16 protein-coding genes are annotated in these 17,664 nt (G+C 71.2%); 9 read left to right on the plus strand and 7 right to left on the minus strand.

Annotated elements, in window-relative coordinates:
• Window positions 1-49: 49 nt before the first annotated feature.
• A complete protein-coding gene (locus DJ010_RS12425) occupies window positions 50-469 on the minus strand; it encodes a MarR family winged helix-turn-helix transcriptional regulator (protein WP_109694159.1) in 420 nt (139 codons plus the stop codon).
• Window positions 470-503: 34 nt separating this feature from the next.
• Between DJ010_RS12425 and DJ010_RS12430 the strand changes: the two genes are divergently transcribed.
• Together DJ010_RS12430 and DJ010_RS12435 are read left to right on the plus strand one after the other, a co-directional pair.
• Window positions 504-1,649, plus strand: a complete 1,146-nt coding sequence (locus DJ010_RS12430; RefSeq protein WP_109694161.1) for a lipid II:glycine glycyltransferase FemX — start codon at window positions 504-506, stop codon at window positions 1,647-1,649.
• Window positions 1,646-2,713 (plus strand): alanine racemase, encoded by a 1,068-nt coding sequence (locus DJ010_RS12435; protein WP_109694163.1) that lies wholly within the window; start codon window positions 1,646-1,648, stop codon window positions 2,711-2,713. Before DJ010_RS12430 ends, DJ010_RS12435 begins: the two co-directional genes overlap by 4 nt.
• Here DJ010_RS12435 and DJ010_RS12440 read toward each other — a convergent pair.
• Together DJ010_RS12440 and DJ010_RS12445 are read right to left on the minus strand one after the other, a co-directional pair.
• Window positions 2,615-4,096 carry a glycosyltransferase family 87 protein gene (locus DJ010_RS12440; protein ID WP_109694165.1) on the minus strand — a complete coding sequence of 494 codons (1,482 nt, stop codon included), beginning with the start codon at window positions 4,094-4,096 and terminating at the stop codon, window positions 2,615-2,617. The two genes, DJ010_RS12435 and DJ010_RS12440, sit on opposite strands and share 99 nt — an antisense overlap.
• Window positions 4,097-4,105: 9 nt before the next feature.
• Complete coding sequence (locus DJ010_RS12445; RefSeq protein ID WP_245927506.1) at window positions 4,106-6,460, minus strand: transglycosylase domain-containing protein; 2,355 nt, start codon at window positions 6,458-6,460, stop codon at window positions 4,106-4,108.
• Between the two features lie 132 nt (window positions 6,461-6,592).
• Between DJ010_RS12445 and DJ010_RS12450 the strand changes: the two genes are divergently transcribed.
• Both DJ010_RS12450 and DJ010_RS12455 read left to right on the plus strand, forming a co-directional pair.
• On the plus strand, window positions 6,593-7,177 hold the full coding sequence (locus tag DJ010_RS12450) for a PadR family transcriptional regulator (protein ID WP_109694167.1): 585 nt from the start codon (window positions 6,593-6,595) through the stop codon (window positions 7,175-7,177).
• Window positions 7,178-7,204: 27 nt separating this feature from the next.
• A complete protein-coding gene (locus DJ010_RS12455) occupies window positions 7,205-8,287 on the plus strand; it encodes an inositol-3-phosphate synthase (RefSeq protein WP_109694168.1) in 1,083 nt (360 codons plus the stop codon).
• A gap of 79 nt (window positions 8,288-8,366) precedes the next feature.
• Here DJ010_RS12455 and DJ010_RS12460 read toward each other — a convergent pair whose 3' ends face one another.
• On the minus strand, window positions 8,367-8,930 hold the full coding sequence (locus DJ010_RS12460) for a GNAT family N-acetyltransferase (RefSeq protein ID WP_109694170.1): 564 nt from the start codon (window positions 8,928-8,930) through the stop codon (window positions 8,367-8,369).
• An 11-nt stretch (window positions 8,931-8,941) separates the two neighbouring features.
• A complete protein-coding gene (locus DJ010_RS12465; protein WP_211318767.1) occupies window positions 8,942-9,430 on the minus strand; it encodes a cupin domain-containing protein in 489 nt (162 codons plus the stop codon).
• Between the two features lie 29 nt (window positions 9,431-9,459).
• Between DJ010_RS12465 and DJ010_RS12470 the strand changes: the two genes are divergently transcribed.
• The 3 genes from DJ010_RS12470 to DJ010_RS12480 are packed head-to-tail and all read left to right on the plus strand — an operon-like array spanning window position 9,460 to window position 11,250.
• Window positions 9,460-9,915 (plus strand): MarR family winged helix-turn-helix transcriptional regulator, encoded by a 456-nt coding sequence (locus DJ010_RS12470; protein ID WP_109694172.1) that lies wholly within the window; start codon window positions 9,460-9,462, stop codon window positions 9,913-9,915.
• A 19-nt stretch (window positions 9,916-9,934) separates the two neighbouring features.
• Complete coding sequence (locus DJ010_RS12475; protein WP_158283010.1) at window positions 9,935-10,501, plus strand: VOC family protein; 567 nt, start codon at window positions 9,935-9,937, stop codon at window positions 10,499-10,501.
• 2 nt (window positions 10,502-10,503) lie between these two features.
• A complete protein-coding gene (locus DJ010_RS12480; protein WP_211318768.1) occupies window positions 10,504-11,250 on the plus strand; it encodes an SDR family NAD(P)-dependent oxidoreductase in 747 nt (248 codons plus the stop codon).
• 26 nt (window positions 11,251-11,276) lie between these two features.
• Here DJ010_RS12480 and DJ010_RS12485 read toward each other — a convergent pair whose 3' ends face one another.
• Window positions 11,277-11,936 carry an HNH endonuclease family protein gene (locus DJ010_RS12485; RefSeq protein ID WP_109694176.1) on the minus strand — a complete coding sequence of 220 codons (660 nt, stop codon included), beginning with the start codon at window positions 11,934-11,936 and terminating at the stop codon, window positions 11,277-11,279.
• Window positions 11,937-11,999: 63 nt separating this feature from the next.
• Window positions 12,000-13,496 carry a CCA tRNA nucleotidyltransferase gene (locus DJ010_RS12490; protein ID WP_109694178.1) on the minus strand — a complete coding sequence of 499 codons (1,497 nt, stop codon included), beginning with the start codon at window positions 13,494-13,496 and terminating at the stop codon, window positions 12,000-12,002.
• 75 nt (window positions 13,497-13,571) lie between these two features.
• On the opposite strand from DJ010_RS12490, the gene DJ010_RS22100 reads away from it, so the two are divergent.
• Together DJ010_RS22100 and murJ are read left to right on the plus strand one after the other, a co-directional pair.
• Window positions 13,572-15,902 (plus strand): DUF6049 family protein, encoded by a 2,331-nt coding sequence (locus tag DJ010_RS22100; RefSeq protein WP_158283011.1) that lies wholly within the window; start codon window positions 13,572-13,574, stop codon window positions 15,900-15,902.
• Window positions 15,899-17,572, plus strand: coding sequence for a murein biosynthesis integral membrane protein MurJ (gene murJ / locus DJ010_RS12505; protein WP_109694180.1), 1,674 nt, complete (start codon window positions 15,899-15,901; stop codon window positions 17,570-17,572). Before DJ010_RS22100 ends, murJ begins: the two co-directional genes overlap by 4 nt.
• Window positions 17,573-17,664 lie beyond the last annotated feature (92 nt).

The following is a 17,664-nucleotide window of genomic DNA, read 5'->3' on the forward strand; positions in this document are numbered from 1 at the left end:
GGCTACTCGACGACCAAAGCCGGCTACTCGACGACCAGGGAACGACGTTCTAGGCCGGCTGCCAGCCCAGGTTGGTCGCGACCCGCTCGAGGGTGACGAGCAGCTGCTCGCGCTCCTCGGGCGAGACGCCGGCGAAGGCACGGTCGTCGAGGCCGCCGAGGGTCTGCTCCTCGACCTGCGCGGCCCGGTCGAGGCCCTGGTCGGTGAGGCGGTACTCGTTGGCCTGGTGCTCGACGAGGCCGTCCTTCATCGCCTGCTGCACGACGTTCTCGACGGTGTCGTCGGGCGGCACGAACGGGGCCAGCCCGTCGACGAGCACGTCGTCGGCGACCGCGCCGGTCCGGAGCCGGGTCAGCACCTGCCACTGACCGGGGTCGATGCCCGCATCGGCGGCGGCCTGCGCGAACTCGTTCTGCAGCTGGGTGTCCAGGGTCCTGAGCCAGAAGCTCAGCGGTTGTGGTGCGGTCATGAGCAGGCGGTACCCACACCGATACGCTCGAAGCATGCCGAGCCTGCGCGTGATCTCCCCGGACGAGCACCGCGACTACCTCGCCACCCTCCCCTCCACGAGCTTCCTGCAGACGCCCGGCTGGGCGAAGGTGAAGGCCGAGTGGCGGGCCGAGCACCTGGCGTGGGTCGACGACCAGGACCGGATCGTCGGCGCCGCGCTTGTGCTCTACCGGCAGCTCCCCAAGCTCAAGCGCTACCTCGCCTACCTGCCCGAGGGGCCGGTGATCGACTGGTCGACCGACCGGCTCGGGGACTGGCTCGACCCGATGGTGCGCCACGTGAGGAAGCAGGGGGCGTTCGCCGTACGGATCGGGCCTCCGGTCGTCACCCGCCGCTGGTCCGCGGCCCAGATCAAGGAGGGCATCGCCGACCCCGAGGTACGACGCCTCGGCCAGGTGCCGCCCCTCGACCGGTCCGCCGCGGGCGCCCGCGTGGTCGCCCAGCTGCACGAGCTCGGCTGGCGGCAGCAGTCGGCCGAGGGCGGCTTCGCGGCCGGACAGCCGCAGTTCGTCTACCAGGTTCCGCTGGTGCGGGTCTCGACAAGCTCGACCGCCGAGCTCGAGCCGCACACCGAGGAGTCGCTCCTCAAGGGCATGAACCAGCTCTGGCGCCGCAACATCAAGAAGGCCGACAAGGAGGGCGTCGAGGTCTCGGTCGGGACCGCGTCGGACCTCAAGGCGTTCCACGACCTCTACGTCCACACGGCCGAGCGCGACCACTTCACGCCGCGGCCGCTGCGCTACTTCGAGGTCATGTACGACGCCCTCAACGCCGACGAGCCCGACCGGCTCAAGGTGTGGCTGGCCCGGCACCAGGGTGACCTGGTCGCCGCGACGCTCGCGGTGCGGGTCGGCCGGCACTCCTGGTACTCCTACGGCGCCTCCTCCACCGAGAAGCGGGAGGTGCGCGGGTCCAACGCCGTGCAGTGGGCGATGATGCGCGACGCGCTCGCCGCCGGCGCGACCGTCTACGACCTGCGCGGCATCACCGACACCCTCGACGCCGACGACTCCCACGTCGGGCTGATCCAGTTCAAGGTCGGCACCGGCGGCGAGGCGGTCGAGTACGCCGGCGAGTGGGACCTGCCGATCAACCGGGCGCTCTACAAGGCGTTCCAGATCTACCTGGCGCGGCGATGAGCCTGACCCTGACCGTCGACGGCCCGCGCTGGCGGGCCCACCTCGGGAGCGTCGCCGGCGCCAACCCCGGCATCGTGCCGGTGGCCAAGGGCAACGGCTACGGCTTCACGCTCGGGCGGCTGGCCCGCAAGGCGCAGTGGCTGCGCGACCGCGGGCACGACGTGACGACCATCGCCGTCGGCACGTACGACGAGGTGGCCGAGGTCGCCTCCCGGTGGGACGGCGAGATCCTCGTGCTGACGCCGTGGCGACCGTTCGTCGAACCGCTCGACCCCGGCCTGACCGGCCGGGTGATCCACACCGTCAGCCGGCTGGTTGACCTCGAGCAGCTGCTCGGCGCGGTGCCGGGCTCCCGCGTGGTGCTCGAGCGCACCACCAGCATGCAGCGGCACGGGATGTCCGGTCGCGAGCTGTGGGAGGCGGGCGAGGTGCTGCGCCGCCACCCCGACGCCCGCCTCGAGGGCGTCGCGCTGCACCTGCCGCTCGCCCAGGGCAACCACCTCGGCGAGGTCAACCGGTTGCTGACCGACGCGATCGCCGCCGACTGCGGCATCACCAGCGTGTGGGTCAGCCACCTCACCGACGGCGAGCTCGCCACCCTCCGCGAGCAGTACGGCGACTTCACGATCCGCCCGCGCATCGGCACCCAGCTCTGGCTCGGCGACCGCGGCGCGCTCCGCGTGACGGCCACCGTCCTCGACGTGCACCCGGTCGACCGCGGCGACATCTTCGGCTACCGCGCCCGCACCGCTCCGAAGTCCGGGCACCTGCTCGTCGTCAGCGGCGGCACCGCCCACGGCATCGGGCTCGAGGCGCCGACCGGCGACCAGTCGATCAAGGCCCGGGCCGCGACCCTGGCGCGAGGCGGTCTGGACGCGGTCGGGTTCGTGCGCTCGCCGTACTCCATCGACGGGAAGCAGCGGCTCTTCGCCGAGCCACCGCACATGCAGGCGTCGATGCTGTTCCTACCCCACGGCGCCCGCGTGCCGGCCGTCGGCGACCGGATCGACGTGCGGGTCCGCTACACCGCGACCGCCTTCGACCGGATCGTCGTCGAGGGCTGACCCGGCGTCCGCGGGGACCGGGTCGTGGTCGGGCCGGAACATGTCGCGCACGATGACCGCCGCCAGGTAGAGCTCGCAGGCGACCCGCACCGAGATGCCGACCCAGTAGAAGCCGACGTCGCCGCCACCGGCTGGCTGCAGGTAGCCGCCGAGGTACCACCAGATCGTGCAGAAGTAGAAGACCTCGCCGGCCTGCCAGATGATCTGGTCGCGCCACCGCGGCCGGGCGAGGACCGCGAGCGGCAGCAGCCACAGCACGTACTGCGGCGAGTAGACCTTGTTGACGATGAGGAACCCGACCACGATCAGGTAGCCGAGCTGGGCCAACCGCGGCACGTGGTCGGCACGCCGGCCCGCGAGCAGGCCGAGCACGAGCACGCCCGCGCACCAGGCGACGAAGAGGATCCACGACCAGGTGTTCACGGTGTCCACCTCGACGCCGCGGTCGCGCACCTGGTCGATGATCATCCACACCGAGCCCAGGTCGGCGCCGCGGTCGGCGTTGAACGACCAGAACACCTTCCACTGCTCGGCCCCGCTGAGGTAGCCGGGCAGGTTCGCCGCGACCCAGGTGACCGCCGCCCAGACCGTGGCGAGCGCGAAGGCGCCCCAACGGCCTCGGCGGATGCAGATGATGAGGATCGCGCCGAGCAGGAACAGCGGGTAGAGCTTGGCTGCGGTGCCGAGCCCGATCAGGACGCCGGTCAGCACCGGCCGGTCCCGGGCCCACGCCCACAACGCGCCGGCGACCAGCGCGACGGCGATCAGGTCCCAGTTGATGAGGCCGGTGAGCACCAGCGTCGGTGACAGCGCGAAGGCGGCCGCGTCCCAGGGCCGGCCGGGGTTGACCCGCGACATCAGCCAGACCGCCAGCAGCGCGAGCGCCCCGAACCCGACGGCGTTGACGAGCAGGAAGATCGACAGCTCGTCGTCGACCTCCTCGTCGGCGTACAGGTCGTCGACCGGGCGGTCCGCGCGGGCGTCGCTGTCAGGACCACCGCCCAGCACCTGGGTCACCCACGCGGCGCCGTACGCCCAGTAGGCGATGCCGACCGGGTACTCCATGACCTCGTAGCGGTCGCGGGTCTCCTCGTCGCCGGAGTAGGGCCAGGCCAGCTCGGCCAGCCCACGCGGCACGTAGAGCGGGCGCAGGTCGGTGTAGCACATGTGGGAGTAGACCCACTGCTGGTCCTTGCCCTCCGCCAGCGAGCACGGTGCCTTCTGCACCATGCCGAGGACGAACGTGCAGGCGGTCAGCAGCAGCAGCACCCGCGCCGGCGTCCACCACCGGTGCCGGCCGGCGTGGTCGCCGACCGGGCCGCCGACCACCTCGCTGACGGCGCCGACGACGCGGTCGTCGCGGGTCGGGTGGACGTGCGGCACGCGGTGAGACTACGTGAGCGTCGTACGACGACCGTGGTGCCCTGCGCGACGCCGGCGCCCCACCTGGCGACCCTGGCGACCCTGACCGCCCTGGCCGCCCGTGCCCCGCGTCGTCGGCTGGGTCTGCTGCGTCGTGGGGTCGCCGGTCGGGGTCGTCGGGTCACCGGTCGGCGTGGTCGGGTCACCGGTCGGCGTGGTCGGGTCACCGGTCGGGGTCGTCGGGTCCCCGGTCGGACTCGAGTCCGTCGAGTCGTCGGGGTCCGGTCGGTCGGTGTTCCTCGTCTTGGTCGGGCTCGGCGGCGGGGTGTAGGGCGCGTGACCCTCCTCCGGCGCCTCGCCGTCGACGAACACCGGCTCCGGCAGCTCGATCGGCTCCTCGCCCGCCATCACCGTGTCCATCACGGCCCGCCAGGTCTTGGCAGGGAACTCCCCGCCGTAGAACGGCTCCAGGTAGCCGTCGAGGCCGTCGTCCCCGTCTCCGCGGACGTACATGACCGCGGTCGCGTACTGCGCGGTGAAGCCGGCGTACCAGGACGAGGACACCTCGTCCGCAGCGTTGGTCGCGGTGCCGGTCTTGCCGGCGGCCGGCCAGGCGAACCCGCTCATCGCCGCGGCACCGGTGCCGGTCTCGACGACCTGTTCCATCGCGTAGGAGACGTCGGCGGCGATGTCCTCGGACAGAGCCTCGTGGTCCTGGACCTTGTGGTCGTAGCGGGTCTCACCGTCCTGGTCGACGACCTTCTCGATGATGTAGGGCTCGGCGGCGACGCCGCCGTTGGCGATGGTCGCGTAGGCGTTGGCCATGTTGATGGGGCTCACCGTCTGGGAGCCGAGCGCGACCTGCTCGTTCGCCTCCAGGCCGGGCGTGGAGGTCGGGAAGCCCCAGGCGTCCTTCTTCGGCGCCTCCGCCGGCGGGATGCCCATGTCGACCGCGGTGTCGATGATCTCCTGTGGCCCGTTCTCCATCGACGTCGTCAGGTCGATGAAGGCGGTGTTGATCGAGCTCTCGGTCGCGGCGATGAGGTTGGGGCGCCCGTAGTCCGTGTCGCCCTGGTTGCCGACGGTGTAGCCGTTCTCGGTCGTGAACGGCGAGTTGCCCTCGAAGGTGTCCTCGAGCGAGAAGCCAGCCTTGATCCCGGCGGCGAGGGCGAACGGCTTGAACGTCGATCCGGCCTGGCCGCCCTCGACCGCCCAGTTGAGCTGGGAGAGCAGGTAGTCCTGCCCCGCGTAGATGCCGCGCACCGCCCCGCTGCCGGGCTCGACGGTGGCGATGCCGACGTGGAGGTTCTTGTAACCGAGACTCGGCGGGCGGATCGCCGCCTGACCGTCCTTGGCCGCGTCCATCGCCTTCTTCGTGAAGGTGGTCGTGACCTCGAGGCCGCCGCCGCTGATCTCCTGCTCGTTGAAGCCCAGCCGCAGCAGCTCCTTCCTCACCATCTGGAGCACGTGGCCGCGTTGGCCCTCGTAGGCCTGCTCGGCGTCAGGCTCGGGGAACTTCGGAAGCTTGTCGTAGGCGCGGTTGCCGTCGTCCTCACTGATGGCGTCCATCTCGACCATCGAGTTGACGACGTACTGGTAACGGCCCTTGAGCTCGGACCTGGCGGCCTTGCCGTTGGCGGGGTCGAGGTCGTTGGGGTCGTTGAGGACGGCGGCGAGCACCGCGCTCTGCTTGAGGTTCAGGTCCTTGGCGTCGACCTTGAAGTAGGCCTGCGCCGCGGCCTGGACGCCATAGGCCCCCCGCCCGAAGTAGATGGTGTTGAGGTAGCCCTCGAGCACCTCCTCCTTCGAGTACTGGTTCTGGATCTTCAGCGAGAGGATCGCTTCCTTGACCTTGCGCTTCCAGGTGCGCTCCTGGGTCAGGTAGAGGATCTTCACGTACTGCTGGGTGATCGTGGACGCGCCCTGGGTGACGCCGCCGGAGGCGTTGGTGAACGCCGCGCGCAGGATGCCCTTGGGGTCGATGCCCTCGTTGGTCCAGAAGGTCTGGTCCTCGGCTGCGACGACCGCGTCCTTCAGCGTGTCCGGCATCTCCTCGAGGCCCACCGGGTCGCGGCGCTGGATCGCGAACTCGCCGAGGTCGGTCTCGCCGTCGGCGTAGTAGACGTGGGTCGTCTGGGTGAGGTACTCGGAGTTCGGCTCCGGGATGTCGATCGAGCGGTAGGCGATGAAGAACAACGCCGAGGCGATCAGCACCATCACCAGCCCGGCGATCGAGCCCCACTTCGCCGTCTTCAGCAGCCGGTGCCGCCAGGTGGGCCAGCCCGGCTCGGGCGAGGGCTTCGCCGTCTTCCCGGCGCCCTTCCCGCCACCCTTCCTGGTGGAGGGTCGAGAGGTCGAGCCTGCCCTGCGCTTGCCGTCCGCCAACGTCCTGCCTCGCTCAGTTGCCCCGGGGAATGCCGCAGATCAGGGTACGCACCCATCCCTGGAGCCACCGATTCGACGCTCGCGATCCATCGGGTGTTCAGATTCCGCGGATATATCGCTACGATAGATCGCATGGCACGGCGTGGAGAGACCATCGAGCTGGCAGTCCTCGGACTGCTGCACGAGGGACCCATGCACGGCTACGAGCTCCGCAAGCGCCTGAACCTGATGCTCGGGTGGGGCCGGCTGCTCTCCTACGGGTCGCTCTACCCGGCCCTGAAGAAGATGCTGCGCGGCAACCTCATCGAGGAGGTCACCACCAGTGCCGCCTCCGGCACGGTGACCTCGCGGCGCCCGCGGATCACCTACCAGGTGACCGAGCGGGGCACGGCAGAGTTCCACCGGCTGATGTCGGAGGTGGGTCCTGCCGCGTGGGAGGACGACAACTTCGACATCCGCTTCCGGTTCTTCTCCTCCACGGACATGGAGATCCGGTTGCGTGTGCTGGAGGGGCGTCGGTCGCGGCTGCAGGAGCGGCTCGACCGCGTGCAGCGCGAGCTCGCCATGACGCAGAAGGAAGTCGACCGCTACGCCACCGAGCTCCAGCGGCACGGCGTCGAGTCCGTCGAGCGCGAGGTCCGGTGGCTCTCGGACCTCATCAATGCAGAGCGTGGCATGCCTGGGCCCCAGGCCGCCGCGGCAACCGATAACGACTGATCGATTTCGATCAAGGAGAGGGATCCCATGGGTTCGGTACGAGTAGCGATCGCCGGCGTCGGCAACTGCGCCACGTCGCTCATCCAGGGCGTGCACTACTACCGGGACGCCGACCCCAACGGCAGCGTCCCCGGTCTGATGCACGTGCAGTTCGGCGACTACCACGTCGGCGACGTCGAGTTCGTCGCGGCGTTCGACGTCGACGACAAGAAGGTCGGCAAGGACCTGTCCGAGGCGATCAACGCCTCGGAGAACAACACGATCAAGATCGCCGACGTCCCGACGCTCGGCATCGAGGTCCAGCGCGGCCCGACGCTCGACGGCCTCGGCAAGTACTACCGGGCCACCATCGAGGAGTCCGCTGCCGACCCGGTCGACGTCGTCCAGGCCCTCAAGGACTCCGGTGCCGACGTGCTCGTGTCCTACCTGCCGGTGGGCTCCGAGGAGGCCGACAAGTTCTACGCCCAGTGCGCGATCGACGCCGGCGTGGCCTTCGTCAACGCCCTGCCCGTCTTCATCGCCTCCGACCCCGAGTGGGCCAAGAAGTTCGAGGACGCCGGCGTCCCGATCGTCGGTGACGACATCAAGTCGCAGGTCGGCGCGACCATCACCCACCGCGTGATGGCGAAGCTGTTCGAGGACCGCGGCGTCGTCCTGGACCGCACCTACCAGCTCAACGTCGGCGGCAACATGGACTTCAAGAACATGCTCGAGCGCGAGCGCCTGGAGTCCAAGAAGGTCTCCAAGACCCAGGCCGTCACCTCGAACCTGTCCGGTCCGCTGTCCGGCCTGGTCCACGACGACAACGTCCACATCGGCCCGTCCGACTACGTCGCCTGGCTCGACGACCGCAAGTGGGCCTACGTCCGCCTCGAGGGCCGCGCCTTCGGTGACGTCCCGCTGAACCTCGAGTACAAGCTCGAGGTCTGGGACTCCCCGAACTCCGCGGGCATCATCATCGACGCCGTCCGCGCCGCGAAGATCGCCAAGGACCGCGGCGTCGGCGGCCCGATCATCCCCGCCTCGGCGTACCTCATGAAGAGCCCGCCGGTGCAGATCGAGGACACCGAGGGTCGCACGCTCCTGGAGAAGTTCATCGCCGGGGAGTGACCCAGCTCGACCCACAGACACGCCGACCCGTCGCGAGCTTCTCGCGACGGGTCGGCGTGTTTTTCGGTGCGGTGCTCGCTCAGCCCGCGGCCAGGCGCAGCTCGTAGAACCGCATCGCCCCGCCCAGCCCGGACAGGTCGGCCTCGGAGCCGGCGAACGGCCGGGTCTCCTCGAAGCCCAACGACCGGTACAGGCGCTGTGCCTCGACCATGAAGCTCGCCGTCTCCAGGCGGACGACCCGGTGGCCGATCCCGACGGCCTCCTCCAGCAGCCGGGTCATCAGCCCTCTGCCGGTGCCGCGTCCACGCAGTTCGGGGCGGACGTACATCCGCTTGACCTCGGCGACCCCGGCGCCCACGGTCTTCAGCCCTGCCACCCCTGCGAGGGTGTCGTGACCCGCGCGCGCGACGACCAGCCGACCGTCCTCGGCGAGGAGGCGGGGGAGCTCGCAGCAGAAGTCCTCGTGGTGACGGGCGACGACGGCCTCGGGGTCCTCGAAGGTGTAGCCGCAATCGGCGGCGATGCGGCGCGCGCACCAGCGCAGGTAGTCCAGGAGGAGGGGTTCCACGACGGGCAGGACGTCGGTCGGCTGTCCGCGCAACAGCTCGATCCGCGGCCGGGGTGGTGCGGGACGGTCGGACATTCTTCCGCGCCCTAACCGAGGTCCGGGACCGGGCCGAGCATCTCGATGCCGTGCTCGTCGGCGATCGCCAGCACGGCCTCCATCGAGGGCTCCCCTGCGGCGGCCAGCGCGGCCGCGGCCCGCGTGAACCCCTCCATCGCAGCGCCGGGGGAGTGCACGCCGAACGCCACCGCGTCCTGGTCGGTCTCGTTGCGGATGGTGTGCGGAGTGCCGCCGGCGAGAGGCATCACCTGCCCGGCCCGCACCGCGTGCCGGCGTACGACGCCCTCGGCTTCGGCCACGTAGAAGGCGAACTCGCCTTCGAGCACGTGGTAGACCTCGCTCGGTGCATGACGGTGCATCACCGGTGGCCCGCCCCCGGGAGGCATCCGGACGAGGTAGGCGTAGATGTCGTCGCGCGTCTGCGCACAGCTGGTCAGGATGACGATCTCGTCGGTGCCCATGGCGAGTCGCTCGCCCTCGGCCAGGTCCACCGGAATATTGACAGGTAACATGTCCATATCTCGAAGATAGACAGGTGGCTTGTCTAATGTCAAGTGAGGACTCCCGCCGCTCCGCCAACACGGCGGTGCTCCTGCGCGAGGCGTTCGTGGCGCTGAACGACCGGATGATCCAGCGCCTCGAGCAGCGCGGCCACGGTGTCGTGCGCCCAGCCCATGGCGCCGTCTTCCAGCACGTCGACGACGGAGGCACGCCGGTCGCCCGCCTGGCGGAGCGCGCACAGATGACCAAGCAGGCGATGGCCGAGCTGGTCGCCCACCTCGAGCGGCACGGCTACGTCACCCGGATCCCCGACCCTGACGACCGGCGGGCGAAGCTGGTGCTGCCGACCCCCAAGGGGCGGGAGGTCTTCGCGATCGCCCAGGAGCTGCTACCCGAGATCGAGAAGATGCTCGATGATCTGCTCGGGGCGCGGAGGGCCGCGGCCCTCCGCGCCGACCTCGAGCGGATCCGAGCAACCGCGGACGGACATGGATCGGGCTGATCGCCCGCGAGGAGGAGGCATGGTGGAGGAGCTGCTGCAGGCCATCCCCGCGTTCGAGGCAGCGCAGGCGGAGCGGTGCGCCGGGCTGGGGATCGACGTCTCCGGCTTCGCCCTCAGCCACGTCGCTGTGCGCTGCCGCACCTGGCGGGACTACCTCCGCGTCCGCGACGCCTTGGAGCAGGTCGCAGTGGCGAACCTCGAGAACGTCTGGAACGGGCGACCGATCTCGAAGATCCTGCTCGCCGACCCGGTCCCGGTGTCGGCCGGGAGGACGGTGCCGATGATCGAGCTCATCCCGCCCTTCCACCAACGCGTCTACCGGATGGGACTCGAGCACGTCGGCTACGTCGTGGGCGAGCAGATCGACGGGTTCGAGAAGGCCCACCTGGGCGTGCTGACCGGCAAGCAGTTCCAGGGAACGCTCAACACCCCGGTCTACCGGCTCTTTCCGGACTACACCCACGTCAAGTTCTACCGGCGGTCGCTGCACGACGTCTGTGTCCTCGAAGGTGCGGAGTTCGCCGGCTTCCGCCACGCCGAGTGGTCGCCGACCGATCCGGACGCCGGCCCCTACGAGGTCGGCTGACCGTGATCGCGATCGACCTCAGCGGGTCGACGGCGCTGGTGACCGGTGCCGGCGGCGGTATCGGCGAGGCCGTCGCCGAGCGGTTCCTCGACGCCGGCGCCACCGTCGTGGCCCACGGGCGCACCCTGACGCCCTCGTTGGCGGCGCTCGGCGAGCGGTCCGGGACCCACCTGGCGGTCGGAGACCTCGAGGATGCGGCGTTCGTGCAGAACCTGTTCGCACAGTCCGCGCCGTACGGGCCGATCGACGTCCTGGTCAACAACGCCGGCTCGTACCCGAGCCGGCCGCTGCTGGAGACCGGCGACGAGGAGGTCGAGCGCGTCGTCCGCGGCAATCTCGGGATCACGTTCAGCTGCCTGCGCGAGGCCGGCCGTTCCATGCGCGGCCGGGGGCGCGGCGTCGTCGTGAACATCGGGTCGCTCAACGCCTCCCGCCCCGGCCACGAGCAGGCCGTCTACGACAGCGCGAAGGCCGGCATCCTGGCGCTGACCAGGGCCGCCGCCGTCGAGCTGGCGCCGTACGGCGTCCGGGTCAATGCCGTCTCCCCGGGCCTCGTCGACCGGCCAGGCCTCGGTAGCGCCTGGCCGGAAGGCGTCGCCGGCTGGCTGGCCCGCAGCCCGAGCAGGCGGCTCGGGCGACCGCGCGACGTCGCCGACGCGTGCCTGTTCCTGGCCTCACCCCTCGCGACGTGGATCACCGGCCAGGAGCTCGTCGTCGACGGCGGGATCTCGGCGGCTTCCGACTACTGAGCGGGGCGGTCCCGCGATCGGTCCTCTCAGATCGCGCGGGTGACGGTGATGGTGACGTTGGTGCAGCCGGCTGCGAGGTTCTGCAGCGCGGTCTTCTCGGCGCTGTTGACCGAGAGCCGCCAGCGGATCTTCACCGCCACCCACTCCCGCAGGTAGCGGCACTTGTCGTGCGTCGGCAACCACTGCGCCACGTCCTGGTCGCCCTTGGCCTGGTTGACCGAGTCGGTGACGCCGACGAGGGTGCGGTGGTCGCCGAGGTCGTTGGCATAGGCCTCGCGCTGGCCGGCGGTCCAGCTGCGTGCGCCGGAGTCCCAGGCCTCGGCGAGCGGCACCATGTGGTCGATGTCGATCCGGCCGGCGTCGGTCCAGGAGACGCGGTCGTAGTACGAGAACCAGCGTCCGCCGGCCAGGTTGCTGCACGTCACCGAGGTCTCCGACTCGACGTCCAGGACCTCGAACCGGGTGCTGCAACCGTCACCGTCGGCGTCGACCCAGTGCTTGAACTTGCTGCGCTCGTAGCCCGTGCGCACCTCCGCTGCGACCGTCAGGCTGCCGATCGCGGTGGTGAGCGGGGCGGAGTAGGTCTCCCCCGCCGCGTGGGCGGACGGTGCGGGTCCGGCGGCGACGAGGAGGGTGGCGGCGACCGCGGACACCGCGGCCATGATCGAGGGGACGAGCTTCTTCATGTGAGCCTCCGAGTGGTGTCCTGACGTGACACTGACACTCCGGGGGCCCGGTTTGATACAGGATCAGCCGCGCGCCGCCCACCAGTCGCGGAGAGCGGCCTTCGCGTCGTCCTCGCTCATCGGCCCGTTGTCGAGCCGCAGCTCGAGCAGGAACTTGTAGGCCTCGCCCACCTCGCGACCCGGCGGGATCCCGAGGATCTCCATGATCTGGTTGCCGTCGAGGTCGGGCCGGATGGCGGCCAGCTCCTCCTCCTCCGACAGCCGGGCGATGCGGGCCTCCAGGTCGTCGTAGGTACGACGCAGCCGGTCGGCCTTGCGCTGGTTGCGGGTCGTGCAGTCGGCGCGGGTCAGCACGTGCAGCCGGGTCAGCTGGTCGCCGGCGTCGCGCACGTAGCGTCGGACGGCCGAGTCGGTCCACTCCCCCGACCCGTAGCCGTGGAACCGCAGGTGCAGCTCGACGAGGTGGCAGACCGCGTCGGTCTCGTCGCCGGAGAACCGCAGCGCCTGCATCCGCTTGCGGGTGATCTTGGCGCCGACGACGTCGTGGTGGTGGAAGGTGACGGTGCCGTCGTCGAGGAACCGCCGGGTCTTCGGCTTGCCGACGTCGTGCATGAGCGCGGCGAACCGCGAGACGAAGTCGGGCCCGCCGCCGAGCCGGTCCTCGAGGTCGATCGCCTGCTCGAGCACGGTCAGCGTGTGCTCGTAGACGTCCTTGTGCCGGTGGTGCTCGTCGCGCTCGAGCTTGAGCCGCGGCAGCTCGGGCAGCACGTGGTCGGCGAGGCCGGTGTCGACGAGCAGGGTCAGGCCGAGGCGGGGGTACGGCGCGCAGATCAGCTTCACCAGCTCGTCGCGCACCCGCTCGGCCGACACGATCTCGATCCGTTCGGCCATCTCCGTCATCGCCGCCACGACCGCGTCGTCCACCGTGAAACCGAGCTGGGCGGCGAACCGCGCGGCCCGCATCATCCGGAGCGGGTCGTCGGAGAAGGAGTCCTCAGGACGGCCCGGCGTGCGGAGCACCCGGTTGGCCAGGTCGACCACGCCGCCGTACGGGTCCTCGATCTGCTGGCCGGGCAGTCGCACCGCCATCGCGTTGACGGAGAAGTCGCGCCGACCCAGGTCACCGGCCAGCGTGTCGCCGTACTGCACCTCGGGCTTGCGCGAGCCCGGGTCGTAGGCCTCGGAGCGGTACGTCGTCACCTCGACCACCCAGTCGCCCTTGCGACAGCCGATCGTGCCGAAGTCGCGCCCCAAGTCCCACCACGCGTCGCCCCACTTCTTGAGGATCCGCTCGGTGTCCGACGGGCGCGCGGAGGTGGTGAGGTCGAGGTCGTTGGAGTGCCGGCCGAGCATCGCGTCCCGCACCGGCCCCCCGACCAGCGCCAGCTCGTGCCCCGCGGCCGCGAACAGCTCCCCGAGCTCCCCGATCACCGGCCCGATCCGCTCCAGCTCCGCCGCCACCGCCCGCTGCACGTCGACCAGCCGGATCGGCTCCGACGTCGGATCACGGGGCTCGGACACGGGCGGGAGTCTACGGAGCGCGGTTGGTTCCGCCCTCATCGGTTGTCGAGGAGGGAGGGATCGACGCGGCTGCCGGGTCCTCTCGGCGGGGAGCGCGCCGACTAGTCTCGGGGCGTGGTCCTCCGCCCCCTGTCGCTGCGTGCTGCCGTGGGCGTGGTGACGACAGCGCTGGTCGGGCTGGCCGGGGCGGTGGGGCCGGTGGGGCTGATGAGCGTCCCGGCAGCGGCAGAGCCGCAGCCGGTGGACGTGGCGGCCGACACCGTGCCGCCGTCGTACGACGCGCCGCTGCTGGTCACGATCGACCAGCTGACGCCGGGCGAGGTGCCCGAGCGCGGGCGGGTGAGCATCTCGGGCACGGTCGCCAACCGCGACGTCGAGACGTGGAGCGGGATCCGGCTCTACCCGTTCATCAACGCGGGGACCGACTGCGACGCGGTCGGGTGCCCGCCCCCCATCACGTCGACCGCCGGGCTGGTCGAGGCCGCGGAGTCCGACCCGACGACCGTCGTGGGCGCCCGGATCCCCGAGGTGAGCTACCTGGTCGAGGAGCTCGCTCCCGGCGAGGAGCTGCCGTTCTCGATCCAGGTGCCGCGCCGGCTGCTGCCGGTGACGACGCCCGGCGTCTACTGGTTCGGCGTGCACGCGCTCGGCGCGAGCGAGTCGACCCCCGACGACAACGTCGCCGACGGCCGGGCGCGGACCTTCCTCCCCTTCGTCCCCCGCGGCCGCGACGACGTGCGCGGCCAGGTGGACACCGCGATCGTGGTGCCGCTGCGCTACCGGGTCCGCTACCAGCAGAACGGGCGGCTCGCGAAGACGGACGCCTGGGAGGAGGCGTTCACGACGGCCGGCGAGCTCGGCGGACCGCTCCTGTTCGGCGCGGCGGCCGTCGGCAAGCCGGTGACGTGGCTGCTCGACCCCGCGATCCCCGACGCGGTCCGCCGGCTCCGACGCGGCAACCCGCCGCGCGACCTGGGGCCGGCCGTCGTCGACGGCCCCGAGGACGGGGAGGCCACCCCTTCCGAGGAGACGACCGAGGAGCCGGACGCCGAGGACACCGAGGAGCCCCAGGGCCCGCTCGCGACCGCGGCCGGCGACTGGCTCGGCGCCCTCGAGGTCCAGCTGCGCGGGGAGGAGGTGCTGTCGCTGCCGTACGGCGACCTCGACATGTCCGCTGCCCCCGAGCGGATGCCGGAGCTCTACCCGCTCTCCCGCGCCCGGGTCAGCGACGTGCTCTCCTCCTGGGAGACGCCGACCACCCCGGTCGTCGCCTCTCCCGGCGGCTACCTCGACCCGTCGGTCATGGACGACATCGTCGACGACAGCACCCTGCTCGTCACCGACCGGATGTTCGGGCCCGAGAGCTTCCGCAACGGTCCTCCCGTCGTCGGTGAGTACGGCGACCACACCGTCGCGCCCACGTCGTACGGCGCCGCGACCGGCGGGCCGGGACCGGAGCCCCGGCTCGGGCCGGTCGCCTTCCGCCAGCGGGTCCTCGCCGAGGCGGCGGTGCGGCTGGTGGCGCCGGGCCGCCGGCACCCGCTGATCGTCGTCGTGCCGCGCCGGGTGGACAGCGCCGCGGGCGCGTCGTTCTGGAGCGGGCTCGACGCGGCTTGGCTCAACCTGACGACGGTCGCCGACGCCACCGACCGCACGCCGACCCCGGTCGAGCCGGACAGCCTGACCTACCCCGTCGACCAGGAGACCGTCGAGCTCGCGGCGTCCGTCTTCTCCGAGGCCCAGCAGCTGATCGCCTCCGGCACCACCCTGCAGAACCTGCTGCCCGACGCCGAGACGACCGCCGCCGACGTGCGGGACGAGGCGCTGACCGGCGCGTCGTACCACTTCCGCACCTCCCCGGACCGCGCGGAGGCCCGGCTCGCCCGCTCGCGGCGCTGGATCGACCGTCGGCTCGGCAAGATCGGCGTCGACGGACCGCCGGCCGTCACGCTGTCGAGCGCCAACGGCACCTTCGCGGTGACCATCAACAACGACCTCCAACGCAACGTGACCGTGCGGCTGGTCGCCGAGAGCGTCGACGACGAGGTGACCGTCGACGTCGGCGAGCCGATCGTGCTCGCCGCCGAGAGCCGGACGACCATCCAGCTCGACGCCCACTCCCGCGGCACCGGCGTCCACAACGTCACGCTCTCGGTCACCGATGTCGACGGGACCCCGCTCGGGTCGTCGGTCGAGGTGCCGATCCGGTCGGGCCAGGTCAGCGAGGTGATCTGGGTGATCATCGGCTCCGGCGTCGCCATCCTGTTCGTGGCGATCGGGCTGCGGCTGGTCCGGCGGATCCGGGGCCGGGGGGTCTCGACAAGCTCGACCACCGGGTCCGGCTCGACCACCGGGTCCGGCTCGACCACCGGGTCCGGCCCGACCACCGGGTCCGGCCCGACCACCGGGTCCGGCTCGACCACCGGGTCCGGGGCGTCGGCATGAGCGAGCTGCCCGACGCGGGCACCGAGCAGCGCGGCATCCTCGCCAACAGCGCGGTGATGGCGGCGGGCACCGTCGTCTCCCGGTTCAGCGGCCTGATCCGCTCGATCCTGCTGGCGGCGGCGCTCGGCGTCGGGCTGCACGCGGACCTGTTCACGATCGCGAACACCGTCCCCAACATGCTCTACATCCTGCTGGCGGGCGGTGTCTTCAACGCCGTGCTGGTGCCCCAGCTGGTGCGGTCGATGAAGAACGACAGCGACGGCGGCGCGGCGTACGTCGACCGCATCGTCACCCTCGCCGTCCTCTTCCTCGGCGCCGTGACCGTCGTGCTGGTGCTCGCGGCGCCGTGGGTGATGGACCTGCTCCTCGACAGCGAGTACGGCGACCCGGCGCTGGCCGCGGAGCGCCAGTCGGCCATCGACTTCGCCCGCTACTGCCTGCCGCAGGTCTTCTTCTACGGCATGTTCGTGCTGGTCGGACAGGTCCTCAACGCCCGCGGCCGCTTCGGACCGATGATGTGGGCGCCGATCGCCAACAACGTGATCGCGGTCGGCGTGCTCGTCGTCTACCTGGTGTGGTTCGGGCCGGCCACGGAGGCCGAGCAGCACAGCGCGTTCACCACCGCGCAGGAGGCGTGGCTCGGCATCGGCTCGACGGTCGGCATCCTGGCCCAGTTCGCGATCCTCGTGCCCTACCTGCGCGCGGCGGGCGTGCGGATCCGGCCGCGCTTCGACTTCAAGGGCACCGGTCTCGGCCACACCCTCCGGCTCGCGGTGTGGACGGTGCTGTTCGTGGTCGTCAACCAGGCCGCCTACGTCGTCGTGGTGCGGCTTGCCTCCGGCGGCACCGCGGCATCCGACGAGGGCACCGGCATCACGATCTACTCCTCCGCCCTGCTCGTCGCGATGGTGCCGCACTCGGTGATCACGGTGTCGCTGGCGACCGCGATCCTGCCGCGGCTGTCGTCCCACGCCGCCGCCCAGGACGACGCGGCACTGTCCCGCACCCTGGTGAGCACCATCCGCACGGCGCTCGTCGTCGCCGTACCCGTCGCCGCGCTGATGCCCCTCATCGCGCTGCCCGTCGCGCAGACGCTGTTCGGGCACGGCGCCGCGGCCGCGGACTACGTCAACTACGAGGAGTCGCTCGCGCTGTTCGGCGTCGGCATCGTCTTCTTCACGTTGCACTACCTGATCCTGCGCGGCTTCTACGCGCTCGAGCTCAACCGCACCGTCTTCCTCATCCAGTGCGTGATCGCAGCGGTCAACATCACCGCCGCCACCGTGCTCGTGGCCCGCACCGATCCCGACCACACGGCTGCGATGCTGGTGGTCGCCTACACGGCGGCTTACGGCGTCGGCTCGCTGGTCTCGTTCTCGATCCTCGCCCGCCGGCTGGGCGGCCTCGACGTGGGGCCGTTCCTCGGCTTCCTCGCCCGGCTGGTCGTCGCCGCGGCCGCTGGCGCCGCGGCCGCGTGGCTGGTCGACCTCGGGCTCGACGACCTGCTCGACCAGACGCCCGGGGCGGGCCGCTGGTGGTGGTCGGCGGTCGAGGTCGCCGTGCTCGGACTGGTCGCCGCGACGGTCGTCGTGCTGCTGGCGCGGGCGCTTCGGCTGCGCGAGGTCACCACCGTGATCGACACCGTCTCGGCACGACTGCGGCGCGGCTGACCCAACTCCCCGGAAACCGGCGCCGAACCGCCCTACGATGGGAGGCGCAGGCGCTCCGAACTATCGGCGCACGAGTGGTGGGACAGACCCGA

It is taken from the genome of Nocardioides silvaticus (assembly GCF_003160695.1).
In the GTDB taxonomy this organism is placed as follows: domain Bacteria; phylum Actinomycetota; class Actinomycetes; order Propionibacteriales; family Nocardioidaceae; genus Nocardioides; species Nocardioides silvaticus.